The 16593-nt window shown below is 74.3% G+C and carries 14 protein-coding genes and 1 riboswitch; of the genes, 10 read left to right on the forward strand and 4 right to left on the reverse strand.

Features of this window, described 5'->3' with window-relative positions:
• The first annotated feature begins 103 nt into the window (after positions 1 to 103).
• Entirely contained in the window at positions 104 to 2359 is a 2256-nt protein-coding gene (locus ACQPXD_RS10325; RefSeq protein WP_432843779.1) for a primosomal protein N', read from the forward strand.
• A gap of 669 nt (positions 2360 to 3028) precedes the next feature.
• Here ACQPXD_RS10325 and ACQPXD_RS10330 read toward each other — a convergent pair.
• Together ACQPXD_RS10330 and ACQPXD_RS10335 are read right to left on the reverse strand one after the other, a co-directional pair.
• On the reverse strand, positions 3029 to 3595 hold the full coding sequence (locus ACQPXD_RS10330) for an AAA family ATPase (protein WP_432837120.1): 567 nt from the start codon (positions 3593 to 3595) through the stop codon (positions 3029 to 3031).
• Positions 3592 to 5319, reverse strand: a complete 1728-nt coding sequence (locus ACQPXD_RS10335; protein ID WP_432837122.1) for an ABC transporter ATP-binding protein — start codon at positions 5317 to 5319, stop codon at positions 3592 to 3594. Before ACQPXD_RS10335 ends, ACQPXD_RS10330 begins: the two co-directional genes overlap by 4 nt.
• A 72-nt stretch (positions 5320 to 5391) precedes the next feature.
• On the opposite strand from ACQPXD_RS10335, the gene def reads away from it, so the two are divergent.
• Genes def through ACQPXD_RS10350 form a run of 3 tightly spaced genes read left to right on the forward strand, consistent with a single transcriptional unit; the run spans position 5392 to position 8323 of the window.
• Positions 5392 to 5940: a peptide deformylase gene (gene def / locus ACQPXD_RS10340; protein ID WP_432837124.1), complete on the forward strand. Its 549-nt coding sequence runs from the start codon at positions 5392 to 5394 to the stop codon at positions 5938 to 5940.
• Positions 5937 to 6881 (forward strand): methionyl-tRNA formyltransferase, encoded by a 945-nt coding sequence (fmt, locus tag ACQPXD_RS10345; RefSeq protein ID WP_432837126.1) that lies wholly within the window; start codon positions 5937 to 5939, stop codon positions 6879 to 6881. The genes def and fmt overlap by 4 nt, the downstream gene beginning before the upstream one ends.
• Positions 6878 to 8323 carry an RsmB/NOP family class I SAM-dependent RNA methyltransferase gene (locus ACQPXD_RS10350; RefSeq protein WP_432837128.1) on the forward strand — a complete coding sequence of 482 codons (1446 nt, stop codon included), beginning with the start codon at positions 6878 to 6880 and terminating at the stop codon, positions 8321 to 8323. Before fmt ends, ACQPXD_RS10350 begins: the two co-directional genes overlap by 4 nt.
• Positions 8324 to 8497: 174 nt before the next feature.
• Here ACQPXD_RS10350 and ACQPXD_RS10355 read toward each other — a convergent pair whose 3' ends face one another.
• Positions 8498 to 9004, reverse strand: a complete 507-nt coding sequence (locus ACQPXD_RS10355) for a hemerythrin domain-containing protein (protein WP_432837130.1) — start codon at positions 9002 to 9004, stop codon at positions 8498 to 8500.
• Positions 9005 to 9716: 712 nt separating this feature from the next.
• Between ACQPXD_RS10355 and rpe the strand changes: the two genes are divergently transcribed.
• The 6 genes from rpe to ribH all read left to right on the forward strand — a co-directional run bounded on the left by rpe (position 9717) and on the right by ribH (position 15451).
• On the forward strand, positions 9717 to 10379 hold the full coding sequence (gene rpe / locus ACQPXD_RS10360) for a ribulose-phosphate 3-epimerase (RefSeq protein WP_432837132.1): 663 nt from the start codon (positions 9717 to 9719) through the stop codon (positions 10377 to 10379).
• Between the two features lie 123 nt (positions 10380 to 10502).
• A complete protein-coding gene (locus ACQPXD_RS10365; RefSeq protein ID WP_432837134.1) occupies positions 10503 to 11453 on the forward strand; it encodes a GGDEF domain-containing response regulator in 951 nt (316 codons plus the stop codon).
• A gap of 68 nt (positions 11454 to 11521) precedes the next feature.
• A riboswitch (FMN riboswitch) is annotated at positions 11522 to 11670 on the forward strand.
• A 120-nt stretch (positions 11671 to 11790) separates the two neighbouring features.
• Entirely contained in the window at positions 11791 to 13038 is a 1248-nt protein-coding gene (ribD, locus tag ACQPXD_RS10370; RefSeq protein ID WP_432837136.1) for a bifunctional diaminohydroxyphosphoribosylaminopyrimidine deaminase/5-amino-6-(5-phosphoribosylamino)uracil reductase RibD, read from the forward strand.
• A 3-nt stretch (positions 13039 to 13041) separates the two neighbouring features.
• A complete protein-coding gene (locus ACQPXD_RS10375) occupies positions 13042 to 13638 on the forward strand; it encodes a riboflavin synthase (RefSeq protein WP_432837138.1) in 597 nt (198 codons plus the stop codon).
• Positions 13635 to 14975 carry a bifunctional 3,4-dihydroxy-2-butanone-4-phosphate synthase/GTP cyclohydrolase II gene (locus ACQPXD_RS10380; RefSeq protein ID WP_432837140.1) on the forward strand — a complete coding sequence of 447 codons (1341 nt, stop codon included), beginning with the start codon at positions 13635 to 13637 and terminating at the stop codon, positions 14973 to 14975. Before ACQPXD_RS10375 ends, ACQPXD_RS10380 begins: the two co-directional genes overlap by 4 nt.
• A complete protein-coding gene (gene ribH / locus ACQPXD_RS10385; RefSeq protein ID WP_432837142.1) occupies positions 14975 to 15451 on the forward strand; it encodes a 6,7-dimethyl-8-ribityllumazine synthase in 477 nt (158 codons plus the stop codon). The genes ACQPXD_RS10380 and ribH overlap by 1 nt, the downstream gene beginning before the upstream one ends.
• Before the next feature lie 626 nt (positions 15452 to 16077).
• On the opposite strand, the gene ACQPXD_RS10390 is transcribed toward ribH, so the two are convergent.
• Positions 16078 to 16566: a hypothetical protein gene (locus ACQPXD_RS10390; RefSeq protein WP_432837144.1), complete on the reverse strand. Its 489-nt coding sequence runs from the start codon at positions 16564 to 16566 to the stop codon at positions 16078 to 16080.
• Positions 16567 to 16593: the final 27 nt, after the last annotated feature.

Below are 16593 nucleotides of genomic sequence, written 5' to 3' on the forward strand. Positions count from 1 at the left end.
CGCCGCCGCCGGACGCATCGCCGGAAATGCCGGCGGCCGGGCCCGAGCCGCCCGCTCCGCACCTCCCGCGAAACACGCGGCCGCCGATCTGCCGATCGCCCGAATCTGCGTCGACAGCCCCCTGCCACATCTGGACCGACCCTTCGACTACCTCGTCCCGGAATCGGCCGCCACCACTGCCCAGCCCGGCACTCGGGTGCGAGTCCGCTTCGCCGGCCAACTCGTGGACGGCTACCTCCTGTCCCGCGCCGCCTCCTCCTCCCACGAGGGCAAGCTGTCCTTCCTGGAGCGCGTGGTCTCGCCCGAACGGGTGCTGACGCCGGAGGTGGCCCGGCTGGCCCGCGAGATCGCGGACCGCTACGCCGGCACCCTCTCCGACGTGCTGCGCCTGGCCGTGCCGCCACGCCACGCCAAGACCGAGACCACTGCTGGACCCCCGGCCGAGCCTGCTGCGGCGCCCCCGGCGGAGCCTGCTTCGGCACCCCTGGCCGGGCCTGCTCCGGCACCGCCCGGCCCGGCTGCGCCCGACTCGCCGCCTTCGACCGGCCCCGCCTCCGCCGCCCCGCCGGCTTCCGCTTCGACTGATTCCACCTTCACCGCGCCGGCTGAGCCCGGCGGTGCCGGGTCGGTCTCCGCCTCCGCTGTCCCGGCTGAGCCCGGCACCGCCGGGTCGGTCTCCGCTGCCCCGGCTGAGCCCGGCTCCACTGAGTCTGGCTCCGCTGGGCCAGCCACTGCCTCCGACATTCCGGAAATATCCGAAATGTCGGTCACGGGGTCGGCGGGTTCCGCGGGGGTTCGCGGCTTCGATGTGCGCGTGGACCCGGCGGGGTGGGTGCGGTATGCGGCCGGGGCGGCGCTGCTGCGGGCCCTCGGCAACGGGCGGATGGCCCGGGCGGTGTGGACGGCGCTGCCCGGCGAGGACTGGCCGGCCCGGCTCGCCGAGGCGGCCGCGACCGCCCTCGCCGCCGGGCGCGGCAGCCTCATCGTCGTGGCCGACGCGCGCGATCTCGACCGGCTCGACGCGGCCCTGCGGCGGGTCCTCGGCGGCCCCGGCCACCACGTGGCGCTGTCCGCCGCGCTGGGGCCGGCCGAGCGGTACCGGCGATTCCTGGCCGCCTGCCGCGGCACGGCCCGGATCGTCATCGGCACCCGGGCCGCGTCCTTCGCCCCGGTCGCCGGCCTCGGCCTCGTCGCGATCTGGGACGACGGCGACGACCTGCACAGCGAGCCGCGCGCCCCCTACCCGCACGCGCGGCAGGTCCTGCTGGCCCGCGCCGAACTGGAGGGGTGCGCGGCGATCGTGGGGGGCTTCGGACGTACCACCGAAGCACAACAACTCGTCGAAACCGGCTGGGCCATCGAGGTCGCCGCGACCCGAGCCGAACTGCGCCGCCGCATGCCCCGCGTGCTCACCGTCGGCGAGCACGAGCAGGGCCGCGACCCCCAGGCCGCGGCCGCGCGGCTGCCCTCGATCGCATGGCGCGCCGCCCGGGACGCCCTGGCCGGCGCCGCGCCCGTGCTCGTCCAGGTGCCGCGGCGCGGGTACCTGCCGGCCGTCTCCTGCGCCGACTGCTACACGCCCTCCCGGTGCATCCACTGCTCCGGCCCCCTCGCCCTGCCCGCCGCCGCCGGCGTGCCCGTCTGCCGCTGGTGCGGCCGCCCCGCCGCCGGCCACACCTGCCCCGAGTGCGGCGGCCGCCGCCTGCGCGCCGCGGTCGTCGGCGCCCGGCGCACCGCCGAGGAGCTGGCCCGCGCCTTCCCCGACACGCCGGTGCGCACCTCGGGCCGCGATGAGATCCTCGCTTCGGTACCCTCCGAGCCCGCCCTCGTCGTCGCCACCCCCGGCGCCGAACCGCTGGCGACCGGCGGCTACGGCGCCGTGCTCCTGCTCGACACCTGGGCCTTCCTGACCCGCGCCGACCTGCGCGGCACCGAGGAGGCGCTGCGCCGCTGGTTCGCCGCCGCGGCCCTGGCCCGCCCGGCCGCCCCGGTCGTCGTCGTGGCCGACGGCGGCTTGGCCGCGGTGCAGGCCCTGCTGCGCTTCGACCCGGCCTGGCTGGCCGCCCGCGAACTGGCCGACCGCCGCGACCTGGGCTTCCCTCCGGCGGCGCGGATCGCCGCCCTGACCGGCGCCCCGACGGCGGTGGCCGAACTGCTCTCCCTGGCCTCCCTGCCGCCCGGCGCCGAGGTCCTCGGCCCGGTACCGGCCGCCGAAGAGGGTCAGGAGCGCATGCTCGTGCGAACCGCCCGCTCGTCGGGGAAGGCCCTGGCCCTGGCCCTGAAGGCGGCGGCCGGCGCCCGGTCGGTCCGCCGCGCCCCCGATCCCGTCCGGATCCAGATCGACCCGCTGGAGCTGTAACCCCGACCCCGCGCCCGTTCGCTCGCCCGCTCGCGCCCGGTTGGGTCGGCCGCCCGCGCCCGCGCCTTCGCGCCTTCGCTTCCACGCCTGCGCCGCGTCCGTTCGCGCCCGCGCCTTCGCGCCGACTGGCCACACCGTCCGCCCGCCCGTGCTTCCGCGCCCGTGCTTCCGCGCCCGTGCTTCCGCGCCCGTGCTTCCGCGCGTGCGCTTCCGCGCGTGCGCTTCCGCGCGTGCGCTTCCGCGCGTGCGCTTCCGCGCGTGCGCTTCCGCGCGTGCGCTTCCGCGCGTGCGCTTCCGCGCCGCCGGGCCGGGCTCGCGGAGGCCGCAGCGTGATCGCGAAGGCGTTCCGCGCCTCCGTCCGGGGCATTGCGACGAGAACTCTCCGCGATCATGCGGAAGTCGCCGCCTGCATCACGCTTTTCGATGATCGTGGAGAGAATATGTACACATAGGTACCATATGTCTCCGTGATCATGGAAAAGCGCCGTGCGCCAGTGGGCGCGAGCATGATCACGGAGGGATTCGTTCGCTCCGGTCGCAGCCGGTAAGTCACGACGCCTGGCGGCGTCATGACTTACCGGACATTTCGCCTGACAGGCGATAAGTCGGATAAGTCCGGACACGGAGTGTCTGGACTTATCCGAGCTGGCATCCCGCAAATGTGCGGGGCTAAAGGTGCAGGACCGCTTCCAGCGATTGGCGCAGCGGCGGGGCGCCCGCGCGGTTGTCGACCTCCAGGTGCGGCACCGCCGGCGGCCGGTCCGGTGGGATCGCGGCCAGGAACTCCGGCCAGCGGGCCAGCTTCTGCCCGTCGCGGTGCGACCCGCGCGCCTCCAGCCGCTCGCGCAGCGTCTCGGCGTCCGAGCGGATCCAGACCAAGCGAACCGGCTCGCCGCCCAGCGCCGTCACGAACGACGTCCAGCGGGCCGGGTCCGAGATCTGGCCGGTGAACGGGCCCGACAGCAGCACCGGGCAGCCGTGCGAGCGGATCTCGCGAGCCGTTCCGGCCAGGCCGGAGTACTCGTGCACCTTGATGTTCGCGTCGTACCACGGGCCCTCCCGCTCGCCCGGCGGGCGGCCCGCGGCGGCCAGGGTGGCCGCGACGAAGTCGCCGTAGACGGTGTCCTTGTCCAGCAGGGCCGGGGTGGGGGAGAGCAGGCGCAGCAGCAGGGCGGCGACCGTCGACTTGCCGGCGCCGGGCGGGCCGGCCACGACCCAGGCGGGGGCGGTCGTCATGCCACGAGGAGCTGGTTGGTGGCCAGCTCGCGGTAGAGCGGGCTGATCTCCAGCAGCTCGTCGTGGCGGCCGACGGCGGCGACCCGGCCGGCCTCCAGGACCACGATCTGGTCGGCGTCGACGACCGTGGAGAGGCGGTGGGCCACGACGATCATGGTGCGGTCGCGGGCCACGGTGTCGATCGCCTCGCGCAGGGCCACCTCGTTGCGGGCGTCGAGGTTGGAGGTCGGCTCGTCCAGCAGCAGGATCGGCGGCGCGGCGAGCAGGGTCCGGGCGATCGCCAGCCGCTGCCGCTCGCCGCCGGACAGCAGCACGCCGCCCTCGCCGACCTGGGCGTCCAGGCCGAGCTCGGTGCGCCCGACGATGTCGGTGAGGTTGACCGCCGCCAGCACGGCGAGCATCTGCGCCTCGATCGCCGACGGCAGGGTCAGGCGCAGGTTCTCCCGCAGGGTGCCGGCCAGGACCGGGGCCTCCTGCTCGACGTATCCGAGCTGCGAGCGCAGCACCCGCCGCGGCAGGTCGCGCACGTCGGTGCCGGCCACCCGCACCGCGCCACCGGTCACGTCGTAGAAACGCTCGACCAGTTGCAGCAGCGTCGACTTGCCGGCGCCGGAAGGGCCGACCAGGGCGGTCCGGGTGCCGTAGGGGACGGCGAACGACACGTCCTGCAGCACCGGGGCGGCCGCGCCCGCATAGGCGAACGTGACCCCGTCGAAGGCAACCGCGACGACACCGCCGGCGGGGGTCGCGGTGCCGGCGTCGGCTTCCAGGGGTACCGCCAAAATGTCTTCCATCCGTTGCAACGCGCCCAGGCCCGTCTGTAGCTGGGTGTAGGCGTTCAGGGCCTGGCCCAGCGGCATGACCAGGAAGAACAGGTAGAGCACGAAGGCGATGAGGTCGCCGACGGAGATCGTCCCGGCGGCCACGCGGGCGCCGCCGACGCCGAGCAGCAGCAGAAACGCCCCCTGGATCGCCGCGACCCCGGCCGGGCCGACGAGGGCCTGGAGGCGGGCGATGCGCACGCCGGCGCGGTAGGCCTCCTCGGCGCCGGTCTCGACCGTGGCGATCTCGCGCTCCTCGGCGTTGCTGGCCCGGATGGTCCGGGCGGCGGACAGCGCCCGCTCGACCGCGCTGGTCATGTCGCCGATGCGGGCCTGGGCCGCCTCCGAGGCCGGGCGCACCCGCCGCGCGAAGACCAGCCCGAACGACAGGCCCAGCGACAACCCGGCGGCCGCGGTGAGGAACAGGATCGGGTCGAGCAGCACCATCGCGGTCGCCGCGCCGAGCACCATGACGCTGCCGGTGGCGACCTCGAACAGGCCCGAGGTGACCACGGCGCGCAGCAGCGTCGTGTCGGCGCCCACCCGGGACAGCAGGTCGCCGGTGCGGCGCTGGTCGTACTCCTGGATCGGCAGCCGCAGCAGGTGCCGCGTCAGCCGTCGCCGGGCGGTGAGGACGAGCCCCTCGGCGGTGCGCTGGAGCAGGAAGTCGCGCGACGCGCTGATCACCGCGACGGCCGCGAGCACGCCGACGAGCAGCGCCACGGTCGCCCAGACGGACCGCGCGGCCTGGATCTGGTCGAGGATCCGCCGGGTGAGCAGCGGCTGGGCGAGGGTGGTGACGGAGCTGAACAGGGAGAGGACACCGACGACGACGAGGGTGCCCCGGTGATCGCGAAGGTATGGCAGCAGTGACCGCAGCGAGACGCGAGGCGTTTCGGACACGCTCCAAAGCTAACCTAGACTTGTACGACCGGATTCCGGGTGAACTCGCATATCGGATAAATGAGGTGCCGCTTGACCGTCCAGTCCGTCCGCCTGTTCGGCGACCCGGTGTTGCGCACGCCCGCCGACCCGGTCGTCGACTTCGACAAGGAGCTGCGCCGGCTGGTGAGCGACCTGCTGGACACCATGAAACAGCAGAACGGCACCGGCCTCGCCGCCCCGCAGATCGGGGTCGGGCTGCGGGTGTTCAGCTTCGACGTCGACGACGTCGTCGGGCACCTGATCAACCCGGTGCTCGAGTTCCCCGACGAGGAGGAGCAGGACGGGCCCGAGGGCTGCCTGTCCATCCCCGGGGTGTACGTCGACACCAAGCGGCGCCAGCACGTCATCGCCAAGGGCGTGAACCAGCACGGCGAGGAGATCCAGATCGTCGGCACCGGGCTGATGGCCCGCTGCGCGCAGCACGAGACCGACCACCTCGACGGCGTGCTGTTCCTCGACCGGCTCGACGCCGAGCGGCGCAAGCAGGCGATGAAGGAGATCCGGGCGGCGGAGTGGTACAACCCCGAGGCCCCGCCGGTGGTCAAGGCGAGCCCGCACGGGCCGTTCGGGCTCCGATGAGGCTGGTCTTCGCGGGCACGCCGGCCGTGGCCCTGCCCGCCCTCGACGCCATCGCCGCCTCGGAGCACGAGCTCGTGGCGGTCGTCACCCGGCCCGACGCGCCCTCGGGCCGGGGCCGGCAGCTGGTGCCCTCGCCGGTCAGCGCCTGGGCGAGCGAGCGCGGCATCCCGGTGCTGACCCCGGCGAAGCCGCGCGACCCGGAGTTCCTGAAGGAGCTGGGCGCCCTGGAGCCCGATTGCGCCCCCGTGGTCGCGTATGGCGCCCTGGTACCGCGGGCCGCCCTCGACATCCCCCGCTTCGGCTGGGTCAACCTGCACTTCTCGCTGCTGCCGGCGTGGCGGGGCGCCGCGCCGGTGCAGCACGCGGTCCTGCACGGCGACGAGATCACCGGGGCGAGCGTCTTCCTGCTGGAGGAGGGGCTGGACACCGGGCCGGTGCTGGGCACGCTCACCGAGCCGATCGGGCCCCGCGACACCTCCGGCGACCTGTTGGAGCGCCTGGCCCGCTCGGGGGCGGAGCTGCTGGTCCGGGTCCTGGACGGGATCGCGACCGGGCAGCTGTCGGCGGTACCGCAGCCGCATGAAGGTATTTCGCTGGCGCCCAAGCTGACCGTGGAGGACGCCGCGGTGCGCTGGGCCGATCCGGCGTTCGCCGTCGACCGGCGGATCCGGGCCTGCACGCCGGCGCCGGGGGCGTGGACGACGTTCCGGGGCGAGCGGCTCAAGCTCGGGCCGGTCACCCCGCTCACCGCCGCCACCGTCATCGGCGGCGCGCCCACCCCGGACCCGGGCGTGGTCACCGTCGAGCGCAACCGCGTGCTCGTCGGCACCGGCACCGTGCCCGTCGTGCTCGGCACCGTCACCGCGCCGGGCAAGAAGGCGATGCCAGCCGACGCGTGGGCCCGCGGTGCGCGCGTCGAGTCCGGGGAGCGCGTGTCTTGATCCGGCCCGCACCCCGGCGCGGCCCCGGTCAGCGGCCCGCCGGCGGTCGCGACGACCGGCTGGCCCGCCCGCCGCGGGGCGGCCGCCCGGCGATCGACCCGGCCCGGGAGGCCGCCTACGAGGCGGTCGCGGCCGTGCACCGCGACGACGCCTACGCCAACCTGGTGCTGCCCCGGCTGCTGCGCGAGAACGGCGTGACCGGGCGCGACGCGGCGTTCGCGACCGAGCTGACCTACGGCACGCTGCGCCAGACCGGCACCCTCGACGCGATCGTCGCGGCGGCCGCGGACCGCGCCGTGGAGCGGATCGACCCGCCGGTGCGCGACGCGCTGCGCATCGGGGCGTACCAGCTGCTGCACATGCGCGTCGGCGCGCACGCCGCCGTCGCGACCACGGTCGACCTGGTCCGTTCCCTGGTGCCGGGCGCGGCCGGGTTCGCCAACGCGGTGCTGCGCCGGGTGGGGGAGGCCGACCGGGCCGCGTGGCTGGACCGGCTGGCCCCGGCCGATCCGGTGGCCCGGGCCGCGCTCGTGCACGCCCACCCGGAGTGGATCGTCAACGCCTTCGCGGACGCGCTGGGGTCGCTCGACGAGGCCGAGCTGGCCCTCGATGCCGACAATCTTCCGCCGCCGGTACACCTCTGTGCCCGCCCGGGCCTCATCACGCCCGCCGATCTCTCCGGTGCGCTGCCGGGGGCCTCCCCGGGCCGGTACTCGCCCTACGCGGTCGTCCTGGCCGGCGGCGGCGACCCGGCCGCGATCCCCGCCATCCGCCAGGGCCACGCCCACGTGCAGGACGAGGGCAGCCAGCTGGTCGCCGGCGTCCTCGCCGACGCCCCGGTCACCGGCCCGGACGAGCGCTGGCTCGACCTGTGCGCCGGCCCGGGCGGCAAGGCGGGCCTGCTCGGCGCCCTGGCCGCCGAGCGCGGCGCGCACGTCACGGCCGTCGAGGTGGCCCATCACCGGGCCGCCCTCGTCGCGCAGGCCACCAAGGGCCTGCCGGTGTACACCATCAACGCCGACGGCCGCGACGTCGGCAAGGACCCCGACCTGCCCGAGCGCGGCTTCGACCGGGTCCTGGTCGACGCGCCCTGCACCGGCCTCGGCGCCCTGCGCCGCCGCCCCGAGGCGCGCTGGCGGCGCCGCCCCGCCGACCTGCCGCCGCTGACCCGCCTGCAGCGGGAACTGCTGCAGGCCGCCTTCCGCGCGGTGCGCCCGGGCGGCGTGGTCGCCTACGTCACCTGCTCGCCCCACCAGGCCGAGACCGAGGTGTCGGTCACCGAGGCGGCCCGGCGGTCGCCGATCGAGATGGACCTGGTTGACGCGCGCCCCTACCTGCCGGCCGCGCTGCCCGAGACCGGCACCGGCCCGACGGTGCAGCTGTGGCCGCACCGCCACGGCACCGACGCGATGTTCGTCGCCCTGCTGCGCCGCACCTCCTGACTCGGCTGGCGGCGCTGCCCTCGGCTGGCGGCGCTGCCCTCGGCTGGCGGCGCTGCCCTCGGCTGGCGGCGTCGCCCTCGGCTGGCGGCGTCGCCCTCGGCCGGCGGTGCTGCCCGAGACCGGCAGGGGCCTGGCGGTTCAGCTGTGGCCGCACGGCCTGACCCGGCGCCGCTTTCAGCCGGCGGCGTCCGGGATGAGCGCGGCGACGGCGTCGCGCCGGCCGCAGCCCGAGGCGATCAGCCGGTCCCGCTCGGCGACCCAGGCCGCGCCGAGCGCCGCGCGGGTCGGCGCGTCCAGCTGCGTGCGGGCGTCGTTGAGCAGCGTCCGCTCCTCCTCGTCGAGGTGGTGCGCGAGAGAGTTGGACAGCTTGCCCACGGCCCGCTCGAACTCGGCCGACAGCACGTCGGCGACGTCGAGCAGCGCGAGGAGCTTGCGATGCCCGTCGATGTGTTCGTCCGCACCGTGCTCGGCATGGGCCCCGCCCCCGGCGAGTTCGCGCAGCTTCGGGTACACCTCGGACTCCTCGGCCATCGCGTGCCCGACGAGCAGACCGGCCAGCTCGCCCCGCGCCGCGATCCGCCGCGCCCGCACGGCCCCGGCGTCGGTATCGCGCGCCCGCAACACCCGCAGCAGCTGCTCGAACCGTACGTGATCGGCCACGATCGCCTCGACGACATCCATGCCGGCCATTCTCGCAGCCCGCCCGCCCCCGCCGCGCCGCCCCGAAGACGCGGGAGGCAGCGCGGCCAGGGACCGGATGAAAGTCTCCGTGATCATGCTGCCCGCGTTGACTGAACCACGGGTTTGCCATGATCCCGGAACCTTTCGGTACACGGGGGTACATCACCACTCCACGATCACGAAAAACCGTTGGTGCCGATGCCGGGCTGCGCATGATCACGGAGACTTCCGGCCGCTGCGCCGTGCCTCGCGGGCTGCGGCGCCCGACGGGTGGGACGTGATCGCCGATCGCGCCCGCCCCAGAGCGTTGGGGCGCGCAGGCCGCTGCCGGTCCGCGACGGGCACGCCATGCCACTACCCGCCGAGCGCCACCACACACGCACGGCACAGCCCGCCGCGCCGGAGGCGCCGCTGACGAGTGCACGCCAGGGGCGCGAAGCGCGGGAGAAGTGGCGCTTGCGCCATGGGGGGGTGTGGGGTGGGAACCCCCCGCCGCGCCGCGCCGGAGGCGCCGCTGACTAGTGACAGCAGAAGTGGCGCGCTTGCGTCATGGGGGGTGTGGGGTGGGAACCCCCCGCCGCGCCGCGCCGGAGGCGCCGCTGACTAGTGACAGCAGAAGTGGCGCGCTTGCGTCATGGGGGGTGTGGGGTGGGAACCCCCCGCCGCGCCGCGCCGCGCCGGAGGCGCCGCTGACTAATGACAGAATCGAGCCGTGCCCGAAATCGTTCTTGCGCCGTCCATCCTCGCTGCGGACTTCGCCCGGCTGGCCGAGGAGGCCCGGGCCGTCGAAGGGGCCGCGGACTGGCTGCACGTGGATGTCATGGACTACCACTTCGTGCCCAACCTCACGATCGGGCTGCCGGTGGTGCAGAGCCTGAAGCAGGCGACCACGCTGCCGTTCGACTGCCACCTCATGATCGCCGATCCGGCGCGGTGGGCGACCGGCTACGCGGAGGCGGGGGCCTACAACGTCACGTTCCACGCCGAGGCGTCCACCGATCCCGTCGCCCTCGCCAAGGACCTGCGGGCGGCCGGGAGCCGGGCCGGGCTGGCCATCGACCGCGACACGCCGGTGGAGGGGTATCTCGAGCTGCTGCCGCACTTCGACCTGCTGCTCATCATGACGATCAAGGCCGGGTTCGGCGGGCAGAAGTTCATCCCCGAGCTGCTGGAGAAGGTCCGCACCGCGCGCCGGCACGTCGACGCCGGGCAGCTCGAGCTGCGCATCGAGGTCGACGGCGGGGTGGCCGAGGACACCATCGCGGCCTGTGCCGAGGCGGGGGCCGACACCTTCGTGGCCGGGACGGCCGTCTACGGCGCCGAGGACCCCGCCGCGGCCGTGCGCAAGCTGCGCGGGATCGCGGCCGGCGGCTGAGCGGCGCGGCCCGGGGGAAACCCAGGGCGATCGGACCGCGACGGATCCGGGGGTGGCACGGTACCGTGCCAACTGCGCGGGCGTTCCGGGCCGCGCTGCGGTGGCACAGACGGGACGGTCCAGGTGGGCGAGCGCGATGTCATTCTCGTGGTCGACGACGATGTCGACATCGCCCGGTTCATCAAGGTCAATCTCGACCTCGAGGGGTTCGAGGTGCTGCTGGCCCACGACGGGGCGACCGCGCTCGGGCTCATCCACCAGCACCAGCCGGCGCTGGTCGTGGTCGACTGGATGATGCCGCAGCTCGACGGGCTGGAGCTGACCCGGCGGCTGCGGGCCGACCCGATGACCGCGTCGATGCCGGTGATCCTGCTGACCGCCCGCGGCAAGACCGCCGACAAGGTGATCGGGCTGCAGGCCGGGGCCGACGACTACCTGGTCAAGCCGTTCGACACCATGGAGCTGGTCGCCCGGGTGCGCTCGACGCTGCGGCGCAACCAGGAGAACCGGGAGGTCTCGCCGCTGACCGGGCTGCCCGGCAACACCCGGATCCTGCGGGAGATCACCGACCGGGCCCGGGCCGGCACCGACTTCGCCGTGTCGCACGTCGACATCGACCGGTTCAAGCCGGTCAACGACGTCTACGGCTTCGCCCGCGGCGACGAGTTCATCATCGCGCTCGCCCGGGCGCTGCACCGGGCCGTGGTCGAGGTCGGGCTGCCGCCGGCGTTCCTCGGGCACATCGGCGGCGACGACTTCCTCCTCGTGTGCACGCCCGAGCAGCTCAAGGAGCTCACCACCAAGGCGATCCTGGAGTTCCAGGCCGCCTCCGACGCGCTCTACGACCCGGTCGACGCCCAGCGCGGCTACATCGAGGTCATCTCCCGCGCCGGCGAGGTCCAGTACCCGAACCTGGTCACGCTGTCGATCGGGGTGGCCATCGGCACCCCGGCCAGCGGCCACTTCACCGACCCGCGGGAGATCATCGCCATCGCCACCGAGATGAAGAAGGTGGCCAAGAAGCACAACGGCAACTACGTGGCGGTCGACCGGCGCAGCGCGGTCGAGCTGTGACGCACATCCCGGCTCGAGGCCCGGTAAGGACCGCTGGTTCTGTGTAAGACTCAAGGCAAGTACCCACCACGCGCTGGCGGGGCTCGGTGAAATTCCGAACCGGCGGTGATCGGCCTGTTACAGGCCGGCAGCCCGCGACCCGGTCGAAGCCATCGGCCGGTGGACCTGGTGTGACTCCAGGGCCGACGGTCATAGTCCGGATGGGAGTTCAGCGCGCGGGATCCGGTGCCGTCCTCGTGGCGGTCCGGTGGGCTACCGTGCGCATCCCGGCGCCGCAGGTGCCGGATCGTCCGGCCGTCCCGCCCGCGTGTGATTTCGGACCACGCGGGAGAGGGCCATGGCAGACGACGAGACGTTCATGCGACGCGCCATCGAGCTGGCGCGGCTGAGCCTCGGCGAGACCAGCCCCAACCCCAACGTCGGCTGTGTCATCGTGGCGCCCGGCGGCGACATCGTCGGCGAGGGCCGCACCGCGCCCGCCGGCGGGCCGCACGCCGAGGTCAGGGCGCTCCACCAGGCGGGCGAGCGGGCCCGCGGCGCCACCGCATACGTCACCCTGGAGCCCTGCAACCACACCGGCCGCACCGGCCCCTGCTCCCTCGCCCTGGTCGCGGCCGGGGTGGCCCGCGTCGTGGTCGCCGTGCGCGACCCCAACCCGGTGGCCGCGGGCGGCGCCGAGACGTTACGGTCCGCCGGGGTCGCCGTCGATCTGGGTTCGGTACTGCACGAGCCGGCCCACGACGCCATGGAGGGCTGGCTCACCGCCGTGTCCCGGGGCACCCCTTACGTCATCTGGAAGTTCGCGGCCACCCTCGACGGGCGCTCCGCCGCCGCCGACGGCACCAGCAAGTGGATCACCTCGCCCGACGCCCGCGCCGACGTGCACCGGCTGCGCGCCGGCGTCGACGCGATCATCGCCGGCGTCGGCACCGTGCTGGCCGACGACCCGCAGCTCACCGTGCGCTCCCCGGCCGGCGAGCTCGCCGCCCGCCAGCCGCTGCGGGTCGTCGTCGCCGGCTCCCGCTCCCTCGCCCTCGCCGGGACCACCGCGCGCCCCCTCGCCGGCACCGCCACCGCCCCGCCCAACGGCACCGCCCCACTCGACAGCGCCGGTCCCCTCAACGGCGCCGCCCCGCCCAACGGTGCCGGCCCACTCGACGGCGCGGGTCCCCTCAACGGCGCCGGTCCGCTCAACGGCAACGGTGCCGGTCCGCTCAACGGCGCCGCCTCCGGCACTCTCGGGGGCAGGGGCTTGCGGGTCTTCGACGCATCGGCGCCGACCTGGGTCGTGTCACCGGGCCCGGACGGCCGGGTCGACCTGGCCGCCATGCTCCGCGCGCTGTATGCCCGCGACGTGCGGGTCGCGCTGCTGGAGGGCGGCCCGACGCTGGCCGGCGCGTTCCTGGCCGCGGGGCTGGTCGACCGGGTGGTCGCCTACCTCGCGCCCAAGCTGCTCGGCGCCGGCCCGGCCGCGCTGGGCTTCGCGGGAATTTCCAGCATCGCCGAGGCATTGACGCTCGACGTTGTCGATCTCGCCCGGGTCGGGCCCGATGTGCGCCTGACGGCGACAGTGAAAGGTGCGTGAGCAGTGTTCACCGGCATCATCGAAGAGCTCGGGACGGTCGTCGGCATCGACGAGCTGGGCGACTCCGCCCGCCTCGCGATCCGCGGGACGACCGTGACCTCCGACGCCGCCCACGGCGACTCGATCTCGGTCAACGGCGTCTGCCTGACCGTCGTCGACACCGCCGACGGCGTGTTCACCGCCGACGTGATGGGGGAGACGCTCAAGCGCTCGACGCTCGGCGCGCTGCGCGCCGGCGCCCCGGTCAACCTGGAGCGCGCCGCGACCGTCGCCACCCGCCTCGGCGGCCACATCGTGCAGGGCCACGTCGACGGGGTCGGCGCGATCCTGTCCCGGGAGGCCGGCGACCAGTGGGAGACGGTGACGTTCTCGCTGCCCGCCGGGCTTGGCCGCTACGTGGTCGAGAAGGGCTCCATCACCGTGGACGGGATCTCGCTCACCGTCACGGCCGTCACCGACGACACGTTCTCGGTCGGGCTGATCCCGACCACGCTCAAGCTCACCACGCTCGGCGCCAAGGGCGTCGGGGAACGGGTCAACCTGGAGGTCGACATCATGGCGAAATACGTAGAGAAGCTGCTCGCAAAGGCACAGTCATGAGCGCCCCGGAGCGGAGCGGAGGGGACGCTCATCAGCTGGCTCAGGGCGCTTTCGGCCTCGGGGCGGCGCCGGAGCGGAGCGGAGACGACGTCCCGACGGGGCCCGTCACCGATCTGGACCCGATCGAGCGGGCCGTCAAGGAGATCGCGGCCGGTCGGCCGGTGCTCGTCGTCGACGACGAGGACCGGGAGAACGAGGGCGACCTGATCTTCGCGGCCGAGTTCGCCACCCCCGAGCTGGTCGCGTTCATGGTCCGCTACACGTCCGGCTACATCTGCGTGCCGATCACCGAGGCGGAGGCCGACCGCCTCGACCTCCCCCCGATGTACCGCACCAACCAGGACCGGCGCGGCACCGCGTACACGGTGACCGTCGACGCGCGATTCGGCGGTACCACCGGCATCTCCGCGGCCGATCGGGCCCGCACGATCAGGCTGCTCTCCTCGCCCGACACGCAACCCACCGACCTGTCGCGCCCGGGCCACATCGTGCCGCTGCGCGCCAAGGACGGCGGGGTGCTGCGCCGGGCCGGCCACACCGAGGCCGCCATCGACCTCACCACCATGGCGGGGCTGCGCCCGGCCGGCGTGCTCTGCGAGATGGTCAACGACGACGGCACCATGATGCGCCTGCCCGACCTGCGCAAGTTCGCCGCCGAGCACGACCTGGCGCTGATCAGCATCGCCGACCTGATCGCCTACCGCCGGCACACCGAGAAGCAGGTCGAGCGCGTCGCCGAGACCCGGCTGCCGACCGAGCACGGCGTGTTCCGGGCCGTCGGCTACACGCAGCAGTACGGCACCGGCGAGCACATCGCGCTCGTCTACGGCGACCTCGGCGACGGCGAGGACGTCCTGGTCCGGGTGCACTCCGAGTGCCTGACCGGCGACGTGTTCAGCTCGGTGCGCTGCGACTGCGGCCCGCAGCTGGAGGCGTCCATGAAGATGGTCGCCGCCGAGGGCCGGGGCGTCGTGCTCTACATGCGCGGCCACGAGGGCCGGGGCATCGGCCTCATCCACAAGCTGCAGGCCTACCAGCTGCAGGACCTCGGCCGGGACACGGTCGACGCCAACCTCGACCTCGGCCTGCCCGCCGACGCGCGCGACTACGGCGTGGGCGCGCAGATCCTGGTCGACCTCGGCATCAAAACGATGCGGCTTCTCACGAACAACCCCGCCAAGCGGGCCGGCCTGGAAGGGTACGGTCTGTCCGTGCTGACTCGGGTGCCCCTGCCCACCCGGCCCAACCCGGAGAACGTGCGCTACCTGCGCACCAAGCGGGACCGGATGGGGCACCTGCTGGACGAGCTCGACGAGGTCGCGGAGGGACTTGCGTAATGGCTGGTACTGGTGTTCCCGTCCGGGAGCGCGTGGACGGCACGGGACTGACGCTGGGCGTCGTCGCGACCCGGTGGCACAACGAACTCGTCGACCACATGCTCGACCGGGCGATCGAGGCCGGCGAGGCCTCCAACGTCGACCACATCACGGTCGCCCGGGTCGACGGCGCGGTCGAGCTGCCGGTGCTCGCCCAGGCCCTGGCCCGCCGCGTCGACGCCGTGGTCGCCCTCGGCGTGGTGATCCGGGGCGACACGTCCCACTTCGAGTACGTCTGCCAGTCCGTCACCGACGGCCTGACCCGGGTGGCCCTGGACGAGTCCACCCCGGTGGCGCACGGCGTGCTGACCGTCGACAACTACGCCCAGGCCAGGGCCCGGGCCGGCTTCGAGGACTCGGCCGAGGACAAGGGCTACGCCGCCACCCTGGCCGCCCTCGACGCCGCCTGCGCCCTGCGCCAGGTCGCCAAGTCCTGACGCGGCGGGGCGTCGCGGCGCGCTAAGGCCTGTGTCGAAGTCGGCGGTATTGGCGGACCGCGCTGAGGTTCGGGCGTGTCGAGATCGGCGATGAGCGAGGTCCCTGGTCGTTGGTTGAACGACCAAGAACCGTAAAGGGCCCGCGGTGCGGCGCTTTCTCTCCGTGATCATGCCGAGAAGCGTCCCGAATGGCGGGATCTCCATGATCGTGGAGCGATGATGTACCAGGAGCGGCACTATCGCTCCGCGATCATGAGGATCCCAGCCGGTGGACGCGTCCGGTGCATGATCGCGGAAGCAAAACGCCGCGCCGGCCGCCCGCCGCGCCGGCCGCAGGGCCACCAGCGCCGCGCGCGGCGGGGCGGGGCCGCTGGGGGCGCGCCGTTGTGGATCGGCGGGGTTGAGTCGGCCGCTGGATCCTGGCGGCGTGGGAGGGCGCAAGCCGGGGTCGAGGGCGGCCGGGCACCGGCTTCGACCCCGTAACCTCGCCAGCGGTGCCACGCGGTGGAGTGCGGGTCGAGCGCATCCGCGCCGCCGCGGCCCGGGGTGGCGCACCTGGGGGCTACGAAGCCGCGGTGCACATCGCCGCGATCAACGAATGGCTGTGACCGACTGTGATACAGGCGCTAGACCTCCAGCGCGGCGGCCAGTTCGTCGCGGAAGGTGCGCTCGGCCGGGGTCACCTGCTCGCCGCCCACGCCCAGGACGCCGCCGGTGCGGGCCGCGCCGACCACCTCGTCGGCCATCGTGACCAGCCAGAAGCGGTAGGCCTCGGCGTCGGCGGGCGCGGCCTTGGCGGCCAGCAGCTCGTGGGCGGCCTTCGCCCGGGCGATCACGTCGGCGAGGCCGGCGTCGCGGTCCGGGAACTCGATGACCGGCGGCTCGTCGCCGTGCGTGACGTCGCCCTGGCGCGCGACGACCTCCGCCGCGACCAGCTTCACCAGGGGGCTGGCCGAGCCGCGGCCGTCCGCGATCGTGGTCATGCCGGCCGTCCACTCCTCGCGGGTGCGGCGGCTGCCGTCCGCCTCGGCCTGGGACGCGGCGATCAGGACGGACTGGGGGAGGCCGACGAGCAGGCCCCACTCTTCGTCGGTGTACTTCGGCTCCGTATCCACGATCGACAGGGTAACCAGGTGATCGCG

This window comes from Dactylosporangium sp. CA-092794 (assembly GCF_050948465.1).
GTDB lineage: Bacteria > Actinomycetota > Actinomycetes > Mycobacteriales > Micromonosporaceae > Dactylosporangium.

Coding starts and splice junctions, on each gene's coding strand:
- ACQPXD_RS10330 (WP_432837120.1), bottom strand. CDS start 3,595: ATGACGACCGCCCCCGCCTGGGTCGTGGCCGGCCCGCCCGGCGCCGGC.
- fmt (WP_432837126.1), top strand. CDS start 5,937: ATGAGGCTGGTCTTCGCGGGCACGCCGGCCGTGGCCCTGCCCGCCCTC.
- ACQPXD_RS10355 (WP_432837130.1), bottom strand. CDS start 9,004: ATGGATGTCGTCGAGGCGATCGTGGCCGATCACGTACGGTTCGAGCAG.
- ribD (WP_432837136.1), top strand. CDS start 11,791: ATGGCAGACGACGAGACGTTCATGCGACGCGCCATCGAGCTGGCGCGG.
- ACQPXD_RS10380 (WP_432837140.1), top strand. CDS start 13,635: ATGAGCGCCCCGGAGCGGAGCGGAGGGGACGCTCATCAGCTGGCTCAG.
- ribH (WP_432837142.1), top strand. CDS start 14,975: ATGGCTGGTACTGGTGTTCCCGTCCGGGAGCGCGTGGACGGCACGGGA.